Origin of the sequence: Bacillus sp. FF-1, assembly GCF_028548245.1 — a bacterium.
GTDB lineage: Bacteria > Bacillota > Bacilli > Bacillales > Bacillaceae_G > Bacillus_A > Bacillus_A paranthracis.
Map to the genome: position 1 here is coordinate 135,467 of NZ_JAQQGG010000010.1, position 12,299 is coordinate 147,765.

Here is a 12,299-nt window from a genome sequence, read left to right on the forward strand (position 1 = left end):
TACTATGACACAAAACATAAATCAATTAGCAGTGAATACAATTCGTACGTTATCAATTGATGCTATTAATGCGGCAAATTCAGGTCATCCAGGTCTTCCGATGGGAGCAGCGCCAATGGCTTATGCATTATGGGCGAATCATTTAAATCATAATCCTAATCATCCAAAATGGTTTAACCGTGATCGCTTCGTTTTATCGGCGGGACATGGATCTAGCTTATTATATAGCTTACTTCATTTAGCTGGATATGACGTTTCAATTGATGACTTGAAAAACTTCAGAAAGTTAAATAGTAAAACACCAGGACATCCTGAGTTTGGTCACACTTCTGGAGTTGAAGCGACGACAGGACCGTTAGGACAAGGGATTGCGAATGCTGTCGGAATGGCAATGGCAGAAGCGCATTTAGCAGCGAAGTTTAATAAGGATGGTCACTCTATTATTGATCACAATACGTACGCTTTAGTTGGAGACGGTGATTTAATGGAAGGTGTCGCTTATGAAGCGATGTCAATGGCAGGACATATGAAACTTGGCAAGTTAATTGTGCTGTATGATTCAAATGAAATTTCACTTGATGGTGAATTAAACATTGCTTTCTCTGAAGATATGCAGAAAAGGGTAGAATCTGCACATTGGCAATATGTAAGAGTTGAAGATGGAAACGATGTTGATGCGATTACAAAAGCGATTCAATTAGCGAAAGATAATACGGACCAACCTACTCTTATAGAAATTAGAACCATTATAGGTTACGGAAGTCCAAAAGTTGCTGGAACGAACAAAGCACATGGTAATCCGCTTGGAGTAGAAGAAGCGACAGCAACAAAACAAGTGTATGGTTGGCATTATGAGGAAGACTTCTTTGTGCCTGAAGAAGTAACAGCTCATTTTAATGAACTGAAGCAAAAAGGTATTGAAAAAGAAAATGGCTGGAATGAGCAGTTTAACTTATACAAAGAGTCAAACCCTACACTAGCAGATGAATTAGAAAAAGCGATTACAGGTGAAGTTTTAATCGAAGCGAAAGACATTTTATCCTTCGATACTGAAAAAACGATTTCAACTCGTGTTGCAAGTGGGGAAGCTATTAATCATTATGTGAAATCGATTCCTTCTATTTTCGGTGGAAGTGCGGATCTTTCTCATTCTACGATGACAGATATAAAAGGTGAAGCAGTGTATGCAGTAGAATCGTATGCTGGTCGAAATATATACTTCGGTGTACGTGAACATGCAATGGGCGCAGCAGCGAATGGACTGGCTCTTCATGGAGGAGTAAAACCGTTCGTGAGTACATTCTTTGTATTTAATGACTATCTTCGTCCATCTATTCGACTGGCTGCATTGCAAAAGTTACCTGTTACGTACGTATTTACACATGATTCGATTGCTGTAGGAGAAGATGGTCCAACGCATGAACCTATTGAACATTTAGCAGCTCTTCGGGCAATTCCTGGTTTAACAGTTATCCGTCCGTCAGATGCAAATGAAACAGCAAGTGCGTGGGCGTATGCTTTACAGCAAACGGATGGTCCAGTCGTTTTAGTACTGAGCCGTCAAAATTTACCGGTGTTTCATGAAACGAAAGCAAACATAGAGAATCTTTCTAAAGGGGCTTACGTATTAACACAAACGAATGAAAATCCGGATGTAATTTTAATTGCGACAGGTTCTGAAGTATCCTTAGCTGCTAGTGCAAAAGCGAAACTAGAAGAAGACAATGTCTCTGTTCGCATCGTTGCAATGCCAAGTTGGGAGTTATTCGATCGTCAATCGAATGAATATAAAGAATCCGTTCTTCCGTCTTCTGTAACGAAACGAGTATCTCTTGAGATGGGTGTATCTCTCGGGTGGGAGCGTTATGTAGGACAAGAAGGAAAAGTACTATCAATTGAAACATTTGGAGCTTCAGGAACTGGTGCTGAAGTCATGAATCTATTTGGATTTACGACAGAAAATGTTGTTCAAATTACAAAAAATGTATTGAATTCTTAAGCTATGACTGTGAATACCTTTCCGTACATATCAGTGCTGCAAGGTATTCTAGATTGTAGTGATATGAATTTTTAATAAAAGATGATTTGAGGAGGAATTATATTATGCAAGTAGGATTAATTGGCTTAGGTAAAATGGGATTAAACTTAGGGAAAAATTTAATCGATCATAAACATGAAGTAGCAGCATTTGACTTGAATGCAAGTGCAGTGGAAGAAATGAAAGAGTACGGGGCAACAGGTGCATCTAGTTTAAATGAACTTGTTCAGTCATTACAATCACCAAGAGTTCTTTGGGTTATGGTACCACACGCTGTTGTAGATTCTGTTATCGATGAGGTTACACCACTTTTATCAAAAGGAGACATTTTAATTGAAGCGGGTAATTCACATTATAAAGAGTCTATTCGCCGATATGAGCAACTAAAGAAAGATGGTATTCACTTTATGGATGCAGGAACTTCTGGCGGAATGGAAGGCGCTCGTAATGGTGCTTGTTACATGATCGGAGGAGATCAAGAAGCTTGGGATATCGTTGAACCTATCTTCCGAGATACTGCTGTAGAAAATGGATTCTTATATGCTGGAAAAGCTGGTAGTGGTCACTTCTTAAAAATGGTTCACAACGGAATTGAATACGGTATGATGGCTGCTATTGGTGAAGGATTTGAGATTCTAGAGAAAAGTGAATTTGACTACGATTATGAAAAAGTATCAAGAGTATGGAACAACGGTTCAGTAATCCGTTCATGGTTAATGGAATTAACAGAAAATGCATTTTCTAAAGATGCAAAACTAGATGAAATTAAGGGTGTTATGCATTCTTCTGGTGAAGGAAAATGGACAGTAGAAACAGCATTAGACCTTCAAACAGCAACTCCTGTTATCGCAATGTCGTTATTAATGCGCTACCGCTCATTAGACAATGATACATTTACAGGAAAAGTAGTAGCAGCTCTGCGCAATGAATTTGGCGGACATGCAGTAGAAAAGAAATAAACATCTTAAAAATTTAACTCATTGACGTTTAAAAAATGGAGGGAATTAATCATGAAATTTTTTATTGATACTGCAAATCTTGAGGACATAAAAAAAGCATATAAACTTGGAGTTTTAGCTGGTGTTACAACGAATCCTTCTTTAGTAGCAAAAGAGGGCATTAAATTTGAAGACCGTATCGCAGAAATTTGTCAGGCAGTTCCTAAAGTTGAATCTGTTTCGGCAGAAGTAACGCCAGATGCTGTGACGGCTGAAGAAATGATTGCTCAAGCAGAAGAGTTGATTAAGATTAACGGCGGCGATGAGAAAGTTACAATAAAACTTCCAATGACGCTAGCAGGATTAGAAGCTTGTCGCTATCTTACTGAAAAAGGTGTGAAAACGAACGTTACACTTATTTTCACTGTGAACCAAGCACTTTTAGCTGCCAGAGCAGGTGCAACGTATGTTTCTCCATTTTTAGGACGTTTAGATGATATTTCTGAAGATGGCGTATTATTAGTTGCTAAAATTGCTGAATTATTCGATGTTCACCAATTAGATACACAAATTATTGCGGCTTCTGTTAGACATCCAGATCATGTAACTCGTGTAGCGATGGCAGGTGCTCACATTGCAACAATCCCTTATAAAGTAATTGAACAACTTGCTATGCACCCATTAACAGATCAAGGTATTGAGAAGTTTGCTGCGGATTGGGCGAAAGCTCCTAAATTATAATGCATAAAAGTGAAGGAGCTTTCCGAAAATTGCTTTTCATGAGAGGACAAATCCTAAGTAACTTCATCGTTTAAACGGGATCCCGAGTTTGTAGTCTTACTATGTGAAAACAGCAAGAGAAGAAAGCGTCATTCACTTTTAAAAAAGGAAAATTTGCTTACGCGAAGCGTTTATCACAATAACATTATAATGATGAAAGAGAAATCCCCTTATCAGAGAGATGAGTTAAAGTATATCTCTGATAAGGGAGATTCTTTTTATATAAATTATTATGTTGTGAAGATGAGTTGTATATCGATATATAAATTTTTACTCAAAAAAGAACTATATAGGTTCTTTTCATTGTATATCACTTTTGAAAGGGTTTACATAAAGGGGTGGAATTGCGTATGAATATGTACCTTTTAATGATTACATTATTATCAATTGTAATTGTTATTTTAGGGGTATCGTGGTGGAGATGGCATGCGTTTATTAGTTTAACGATTGCAAGTTTATTTTTAGCAATTATGTCTGGAATGCCAATGGATAAAATAGTGAGTGCTTATGAAACGGGAGTCGGAAGTGTTCTTGGGCATTTAGTAGGTATTTTAGTATTAGGTACAATTTTAGGGAAAATGATGGCAGAGTCAGGTGCTGGAATGCAGGTGGCAGAGTTCTTTATTAAATCCTTCGGAATAAAAAACTTACCATGGGCGATGTTAATTGCGGGTTTTATTATTGGAATTCCGGTGTTTTTTGAAGTAGGTATTTTAATATTATTGCCGTTAGTAATTTCTATTCATAAAACAACGAAACAAAATATTTTATTGATAGCATTACCAGCAATTGCTGGGTTATCTGTCGTACACGGCCTTGTTCCTCCGCATCCAGGGGCAATCGTTGCAATAGGTATTTATAAAGCGAACCTTGGGAAGGTACTATTGTATTCACTCATTATTACATTTTTTGCAGCGATTATTGCAGGTCCTATATTCGCTAAATGGATTCACAAACGTGTAATTCCTGAAAATGAGCCAGAATTGATTCGTGTAAATACAAAATCAACGAAATTACCAGGAATAGGAGTTTCGTTTTTAGTTATATTGTTACCTGTAATGTTAATGGTGTTAGCGGCAGCAGCTCCTTATGTTCCGCTTTCTACTACTTTGATGAAGATGGTCACCTTAATCGGTAGTCCTATCATTGCACTTTTGATTGCATGTTTTGCAGCGTTTTATTTTCTTGGATTTCGTCAAGGTATCGATAAAAAGGCTATTAAGAAGGTAACAGAAGATAGCTTATTACCAATCGGTTCAATCGTTGCGATTATTGGTGCCGGCGGGGGATTTAAGCAAATTCTTATCGATAGTGGTGTAGGGAATGCTATTGCTCAAATGTCTGAGCATTTAGCACTATCTCCAATTGTATTAGCATTTATGGTAGCTGGATTAATTCGAATTGCGACAGGGTCAGCGACAGTCGCCTTAACAACAGCAGCGGGTATCGTTTCGCCAATCGTTGAAAATACGACAGGTGTGAATTTAGAATTACTCGTCATTGCAACGGGTGCAGGAGCATTAATGTTTTCTCACGTAAACGATGCTGGGTTCTGGATGGTAAAAGAATACCTAGGTTTAACAGTGAAAGAAACATTTAAAACATGGACAGTATTAGAAACATTACTTTCATTTATCGCTTTTGGAGGAGTTTTACTACTCGATATGTTTGTTTAAAATAAGGATGTTTTTATAGTGGGATACTGTAGTAATTTTTTGTTAGGAGGAAGAAATGGTGAGTTCAAAATATATGATTGGTGTAGACATTGGGACAACTAGTACAAAATCAGTTCTATTTTCTACGGATGGATCTGTTATTGCAAGTCATGGAATTGAATATCCTTTATATTCTCCTACGCCGGAAACAGCAGAACAAGACCCAGAAGAAATTTTTCGTGCAGTAATACATACGATTAAAGAAACTGTACAGTCAAGTAGTGTACAGCCGCATGATATTCTTTGTGTTTCTTTTAGTTCGGCAATGCATAGTATCATTGCTGTAGATGAGAAGGGAAAGCCGTTAACGAGATGTATTACTTGGGCAGATAATAGAAGTGCAAGCTGGGCAGAGAAAATAAAGAATGATATGAATGGTCATGAAATTTATTTACGGACTGGGACACCAATTCATCCGATGTCACCACTTTCGAAATTAGTTTGGCTACAAAATGAGCAGGCAGAATTGTTCGCAAAAACTTATAAATTTATTTCTATTAAAGAGTATGTTTTTTATAAGTTATATAAGGAGTATGTAATTGATTATTCTATAGCATCAGCGACAGGAATGTTCAATTTGAAATCTTTAAAATGGGATGAAGAGGCTTTACGTGTAGCGGGCATTACAGATGATAAGCTTTCTAAACTTGTTCCAACGACGCACAGCTTAACAGGATTAGATGAAGAGCTTGCCAAAGAAATGAATGTACTTGTTTCTACTCCATTTGTAGTAGGAGCGAGTGATGGAGTCCTATCCAATTTAGGTGTAAATGCAATAGATCCTGGCGTTGTTGCTGTGACAATTGGTACAAGCGGTGCGATACGTGCTGTAACAAATCGTCCTGTAACAGATCCAAAAGGTAGAATTTTTTGTTACGCCTTAACTGAAGACCATTGGGTAATTGGTGGACCGGTTAATAACGGTGGTATGATTTTCAGATGGGCTCGTGATCAATTAGGTACTTCAGAGATTGAGCTTGCGAAGCGTTTAGGAAAAGATCCATATGAAGTGCTTACTGAAATAGCAGCAAAAGTGAGTCCGGGGTCCGACGGTTTATTATTTCACCCGTATTTAGCAGGAGAAAGAGCGCCTTTATGGAATGCAAATGCGCGAGGATCTTTCTTTGGACTTGGATTGCATCATAAGAAAGAACATCTTATCCGTGCTGTTTTAGAAGGAGTAATTTATAATTTATACACCGTTCTTCTCGCTTTAAAAGAACTCATTGGTGAACCGAAAAAAATTCAAGCGACAGGTGGTTTTGCAAGATCGGAACTTTGGAGACAGATGATGGCAGATATTTTCCATCAAGACGTATATGTTCCGGAAAGTTTTGAAAGCTCTTGCTTAGGAGCAGCAATCCTCGGTTTATATAGTTTAGGTGAAGTAGATACGTTGCATGTAGTTTCTGAAATGGTAGGGGCGAATTTCCACCATGAACCAAACATGGAAAGTGTAGAAAAGTATAAAGATTTAACACCAATCTATATTCGTCTGTCTCGTCAATTGGAAGAAGAATATGAAAGTATAGCAGCGTACCAAAAAAAGTGGGTTTAAAAGCTATTTAACAAGAAAATATGGTAACGTATAAAGAGGTACTCTAATTTTTTAGGATACTCTTTCAACATAAAATATTATAGGAAGTAAGATGAATGAAAAATATAGGGAGAGAGGGTTATGAAAATGAAGGATAATAAAGAGTTTATTGGATATGTTGGAACTTACACGAAAGAAAAAAGTGAAGGAATATATAAGTTTATTTTAGACACGGAAGCAAAGAAAATTAGTAATGTAACACTTGCGGCCAAGTTGGATAATCCTACATATGTAACGATTAACCGAAAGAATGAATATCTCTATTCCGTTGTTAAGGAAGGAGAATCTGGTGGTGTAGCTGCTCATTCGATTGATAGTAAAACTGGAGAGCTAAAGGAGAAAAATAGACAAGTGGTAGAAGGGGCTTCTCCTTGTCATGTGAGTGTTGATAGTGGGACTCACACGGTAGTTACAGCAAATTATCATAAAGGAACGATTGAGTCTTTCGCAGTAAATGAAGAAGATGGATCTGTAAATCCTGCGACCTCTATTATAACGCATAAAGGTTCAGGTCTGAATAAAGAAAACCAAGAGAAACCACATGCGCATTACGCAGGATATACGCCTGATGAAAAATATGTGGTAGGTGTTGATTTAGGGATAGATAAAATAATTACGTATGAAATAAAAGATAGTGTATTAAAAGAAGTGAATAGCTTGGCTGTAAATCCAGGAAGTGGTCCGAGACATATTACTTTTCATCCGAATGGAAAGTATGCGTATGTGATGACGGAGCTTAGTTCAGAGGTTATTGTGTTAACATATAATCAGGCAGAAGGGTCATTTACAGAAGTACAGTATATTTCTACTATTCCTGCCGCGTTTGATGAAAATAATCAAGGAAGTGCGATTCATATTTCTTCTGACGGCCAGTTTGTATATGCAGGCAATCGTGGTCATAATAGTATCGCTGTTTTCAGTGTGGATCAAAACTCAGGTGAGCTTACATTTGTGGAACACACATCTACAGAAGGAAATTGGCCAAGAGACTTTGTATTAGATCCTACTGAAAAGTTCCTTATTGCTTCAAATGAAAAGTCGCATAATCTTGTATTATTTTCAAGAAATGAAACGACAGGGAAGTTAACACTTTTACAATCTGATGTTGTTGTGCCGGAGCCTGTTTGTGTGAAGTTTTTAAATGCTTAAGTTGTGTTGAAGTTGAATGCATGCAGAGGTGTCGTTATTTGTCGGTAAGTCGATATCCTTTGTCGAAACGTCGATATATTAAAAAAATCGTTGATATATTTGAATTTGTGTTCGATATATTTGAAAAATCGTTGATATAATTTCATATGCCTAAAAAAAGCAAAGCGATATCGCTTTGCTTTTTACTGTTTCTTTTTCGGTCTACGTACTAACTCGCCGCCGCAGTTTGGGCAAACGTTATGTCTTTCTTCTGTACATGGTGCGCAAAATGTACATTCATATACGCAAATGTATGCTTCAGAATCTTGCTCCAGCGATTGATCGCAAATTTGACAGTTTGTTTTCATTTGTAGTGCCATAGTAACTCTCCTTTTAGTTTGAATATTTATAATTTAATTATAATTCAATGAGCAGAGTTAGTCCTTTTCAATTGAAAGGAAATAGAATGATAAAGTTGTGATTTGAAATGAAAGGCGCTCGTTTATTTTTAAATTGATTATTTCATGCAGTTAGAATATTATGAAATAGTCAAAAGACAACAGGGGGTATACATTTTGACTAATCATAACGATCATTTAAAAGCAAACTGCGAAAAATGCTTCGGTTTATGTTGTGTGGCGTTACCGTTTGCAGCATCGGTAGATTTTGCAGTGAATAAAGATGGTGGTAAACCATGTTCCAATTTACAATCAGATTTTAAATGCAGCATACATAAAAATCTTAGAGGAAAAGGTTATAAAGGCTGTACAGTATTTGAATGTTTTGGCGCTGGACAGAAAATTTCTCAAGTTACTTTTAACGGGATGGATTGGCGGAAAGATGCTAAGCATGCGAGGAAAATGTATGATGCTTTTCCAGTTATGCATCAGCTCCATGAAATGCTTTGGTATTTAAATGAGGCTATTTTATTAAAGGCGACACAATCGATCCATAAAGAATTAAGGAAAGCAATTGAAGAGACGGAGCGACTTTCGAATTTAAATGCGGACGAGTTAATGAAAGTAAATATCCCATTACATCGTGCAGAAGTGAATATTTTACTTTTAGAAACGAGCGAACTAGTATGGAAAGAAATGAATACTGCGCGTAGGAAACGAATCATACACCGCGGCGCAGATCTTATGGGAGCAAACCTGAAAAAGAAAAATTTACAAGGGGCGAATTTAAGAGGAGCATATTTAATTGCGGCAAACTTAAATGGTGCAGACTTACGAGGGGCGGATCTCATTGGAGCAGATTTACGAGATGCAGATATTCGTGGGGCTGATTTTACAAATAGTATTTTTCTGACGCAAGTTCAAGTTAATGCGGCAAGAGGGGACAAACATACGAAATTACCGAAATTGTTGTCTCGTCCATCGCATTGGAGTGTGTAAAATGATTAGAATGAAATTTTTTTGGGATTTTTCTGAATGGATAATAGGCATATTTTGGTAATGTAAAGAAAATGTATGATGTTTTCTGGTTATGTGTCAGCTTAACATAGTGGATGTAATCTTGAGTAACTAAAAGAAATCCTGATATATATCAATATTTAAAATTATATATTATAATATACAATGAAGGGTGTGAAAATATATATATCCTTTAATATATAGTATTTAAAGGTGAGATGTAGAGGTGCCATTGATTAAAGAGAAGTATGAATTAAAGTATCGAGATAATTTTGGAAAGGAACAAAAGGCAAAATTAGTGTCTAAGGATTTTCTAAATGCTGAGATAGAAGCATTGAAAATTTTAGAGGATAATCAAAAGAACGTAGTATTTAATAAAAAAAGGAATATTAAGTTAATTAAGTATAAAGGTAAAAAGATTTATATTTATGACTCAGTTTGGAAGAAATTTAGTCCACTTTCTAATGCTACTGCTGCTGGAGGCTATATAGAAGGTTTTTCTAAACATTATTCTAAGAAGGCTAGGAAGAAAGCAGAGGAATATATTGAAAATAGTTCAAAAAAACAGTATAAAGGTTTAAAAATATATACAATAGTTTATTGGGCATTGTCACTATTGATAGTTGCAGATATGTTTTCTGATTTTTTCATGAGTTGGGAGAATAAAAAAGAAATCCTAGATTATTTTGGGATAGGGAAAATTAGTATTAGTATTACTTTACAATCACTTTTTTTATTTATGCTTATAATCTCTGCAATCTTCCAACCTATAGCATACGAGAATTTTAGAGAAAATTCTCGTAAATGGTCCGATGTAAAAAAACGGTTATATTTATATGAAATTCCTTCATTAGTTAGTACGGTATCAACTGCACTATCTTTAATATTTATTAAGGATAGTGTAATAATTTTTGGAGACCTTACTCTTTTCACTATTATTTTGCTACTTATTTTAAAGATTTTTATTACAATTGAATACGAAAGGAATGCTTTTTATCAGCAAATAAAAGATCAATTTCATAATAAATAACATAAGGTATGATGCTGATATTTTTAGTTAAATGAAACTAAAAGACAAGGTATAAAAGAGATCATTTAGATAAAATACTGGAGTATACATAAAATTAAAAAAAGTTTAGTTCGTTAAAAAACACGAATCTGGTACAATACCAGATTCGTGTTTTTTAGTTTTATTGATATAGTGTTTAAATTTCTTTTTATTTGTTTCTAATAATATGTTATTTCCTTTCAAAAGTAGTAATAAAAACACTACATATAATAAGAATACCACCAATAAAAAAGTTACTACTCAATGTTTCGTTTAAGAGTAACCAACCAAGCAACGATCCGACGATAGGTTGGAAGAAGAAAAATAACGAACCGATGCTAGCGTCCATTAATTCTAATCCTTTATTCCAAAGGAAAAAGGCACCTGCCGTTGAGACGATTCCTAAATAAAGTACGCCTAATACTACGTATAGGTTCATATGTTCAATAGGGTTTGATTGAAATTCCCATATCATAAAAGGTGTAATAAAAAAGAGTGAAAAGAATATAGCGTACGTTGTAATCACTAAAGATGAAAATCGAGCTGAAGCAATTTTTACATAAATAGATAGTAAAGCCCACGTAATAGCTGCCCCGACTAATATGATTGTACCGATAAAATAGGAGCCAATTTCAATATCCCATCCGATTACGATAATGACACCGATTGTCGCTATGATGGTAGATAGTAATCTACGAGCGGTTAGTTTTTCTTTTAAAATGATCGCTGCAAATATAACGATAAATGCAGGTGTAGCTGATGTTACTAAAGATCCTGTATGAGCGTCGGATAATTTTGTTCCGATAAATTGACAAGTGATCGAAATGAAATATCCGATAAATCCAATCCAAGCGAATAATAGCCAATCTTTTTTACGAATGGTTACTGTTTTCTTTTGCTTTTTCTCAGCTATTTTTAAAATCATATACAAAACAACAAAAGCAATGATAAAGCGTAGCCAAACGAGTGTGAGTGGTGGGATAAAGTCGAGTACATATTTGCTAACAACATACATACCGCCCCATATACTAGCTGCTAGTGATAAACATATAGCTCCTAAAATGGTTTGTTTCATGTAAAGTACCTCCGTCTATTTTTAGGGTATGATGAGTTCCCTAAGACGAGGCATAGTGCACGTGCTATATGAATGCCCGTCTTAGTTTATAGACGGCCTACTGGTTGATCGTTTTCGAATGAAGTGTTGTAGTACATGTGTATTCCCCCTTCTTAAGTTATAATGATATTATAACTTAATTTTCTGATTATTGGAGGCTGTTATGAAATATATCGTGATAAAATCACATGTTAGCAATTATCCTAATCCAATTCGTTTAGAAGAGGGGGATGTAGTGAAAATGATAGAGAGTTACGCTGGTCCTGAAAATTGGGAAAACTGGATGTTTTGTCACGAAGAGAAATATGACCGGAAAGGATGGGTTCCGGAGCAAATTATAAGAAAAGATATGAATGGAACAGGAATTATTATAAAACAATATACTGCGAAAGAATTAAATGTGAGTATTGGAGAAAGAGTGATTGCATTAGAAGAATTAAATGGATGGATTTGGTGTGAAAAAACAGGTGGTAAGGATGGCTGGGTACCAAAGGAAAACTTACAAAAATATTAGTAATACGATTTG

The 12,299-nt window shown here is 35.8% G+C and carries 11 protein-coding genes; 9 read left to right on the forward strand and 2 right to left on the reverse strand.

Annotated elements, in window-relative coordinates; all coding sequences use genetic code 11:
- Nucleotides 1-4 precede the first annotated feature (4 nt).
- From tkt to PQF83_RS25175, 6 genes are all read left to right on the forward strand, one after another.
- Nucleotides 5-1,999 carry a transketolase gene (gene tkt / locus PQF83_RS25150; protein ID WP_000193022.1) on the forward strand — a complete coding sequence of 665 codons (1,995 nt, stop codon included), beginning with the start codon at nucleotides 5-7 and terminating at the stop codon, nucleotides 1,997-1,999.
- A gap of 104 nt (nucleotides 2,000-2,103) precedes the next feature.
- Nucleotides 2,104-2,997, forward strand: coding sequence for a phosphogluconate dehydrogenase (NAD(+)-dependent, decarboxylating) (gene gnd, locus PQF83_RS25155; RefSeq protein WP_001195905.1), 894 nt, complete (start codon nucleotides 2,104-2,106; stop codon nucleotides 2,995-2,997).
- Between the two features lie 51 nt (nucleotides 2,998-3,048).
- A complete protein-coding gene (gene fsa / locus PQF83_RS25160) occupies nucleotides 3,049-3,717 on the forward strand; it encodes a fructose-6-phosphate aldolase (protein WP_000667676.1) in 669 nt (222 codons plus the stop codon).
- Nucleotides 3,718-4,106: 389 nt separating this feature from the next.
- The gene (gntP, locus tag PQF83_RS25165; protein WP_001057620.1) at nucleotides 4,107-5,432 is read left to right on the forward strand and encodes a gluconate permease GntP; all 1,326 of its coding nucleotides are present in this window, start codon (nucleotides 4,107-4,109) and stop codon (nucleotides 5,430-5,432) included.
- 55 nt (nucleotides 5,433-5,487) lie between these two features.
- Nucleotides 5,488-7,029 carry a gluconokinase gene (gene gntK, locus PQF83_RS25170; protein ID WP_000254936.1) on the forward strand — a complete coding sequence of 514 codons (1,542 nt, stop codon included), beginning with the start codon at nucleotides 5,488-5,490 and terminating at the stop codon, nucleotides 7,027-7,029.
- A gap of 126 nt (nucleotides 7,030-7,155) precedes the next feature.
- Nucleotides 7,156-8,217: a lactonase family protein gene (locus tag PQF83_RS25175; RefSeq protein ID WP_002163578.1), complete on the forward strand. Its 1,062-nt coding sequence runs from the start codon at nucleotides 7,156-7,158 to the stop codon at nucleotides 8,215-8,217.
- 182 nt (nucleotides 8,218-8,399) lie between these two features.
- Here PQF83_RS25175 and PQF83_RS25180 read toward each other — a convergent pair whose 3' ends face one another.
- Nucleotides 8,400-8,576 carry a DUF1272 domain-containing protein gene (locus tag PQF83_RS25180; RefSeq protein WP_001207874.1) on the reverse strand — a complete coding sequence of 59 codons (177 nt, stop codon included), beginning with the start codon at nucleotides 8,574-8,576 and terminating at the stop codon, nucleotides 8,400-8,402.
- A 195-nt stretch (nucleotides 8,577-8,771) separates the two neighbouring features.
- Between PQF83_RS25180 and PQF83_RS25185 the strand changes: the two genes are divergently transcribed.
- Together PQF83_RS25185 and PQF83_RS25190 are read left to right on the forward strand one after the other, a co-directional pair.
- Nucleotides 8,772-9,593: a pentapeptide repeat-containing protein gene (locus PQF83_RS25185; RefSeq protein WP_000181440.1), complete on the forward strand. Its 822-nt coding sequence runs from the start codon at nucleotides 8,772-8,774 to the stop codon at nucleotides 9,591-9,593.
- Between the two features lie 244 nt (nucleotides 9,594-9,837).
- The gene (locus PQF83_RS25190) at nucleotides 9,838-10,641 is read left to right on the forward strand and encodes a hypothetical protein (protein ID WP_001128364.1); all 804 of its coding nucleotides are present in this window, start codon (nucleotides 9,838-9,840) and stop codon (nucleotides 10,639-10,641) included.
- A gap of 208 nt (nucleotides 10,642-10,849) precedes the next feature.
- On the opposite strand, the gene PQF83_RS25195 is transcribed toward PQF83_RS25190, so the two are convergent.
- The gene (locus PQF83_RS25195) at nucleotides 10,850-11,734 is read right to left on the reverse strand and encodes a DMT family transporter (RefSeq protein ID WP_000814741.1); all 885 of its coding nucleotides are present in this window, start codon (nucleotides 11,732-11,734) and stop codon (nucleotides 10,850-10,852) included.
- Nucleotides 11,735-11,936: 202 nt separating this feature from the next.
- Here PQF83_RS25195 and PQF83_RS25200 point away from each other — a divergent pair, with 202 nt between their 5' ends.
- The gene (locus PQF83_RS25200; RefSeq protein ID WP_000875286.1) at nucleotides 11,937-12,287 is read left to right on the forward strand and encodes an SH3 domain-containing protein; all 351 of its coding nucleotides are present in this window, start codon (nucleotides 11,937-11,939) and stop codon (nucleotides 12,285-12,287) included.
- Nucleotides 12,288-12,299: the final 12 nt, after the last annotated feature.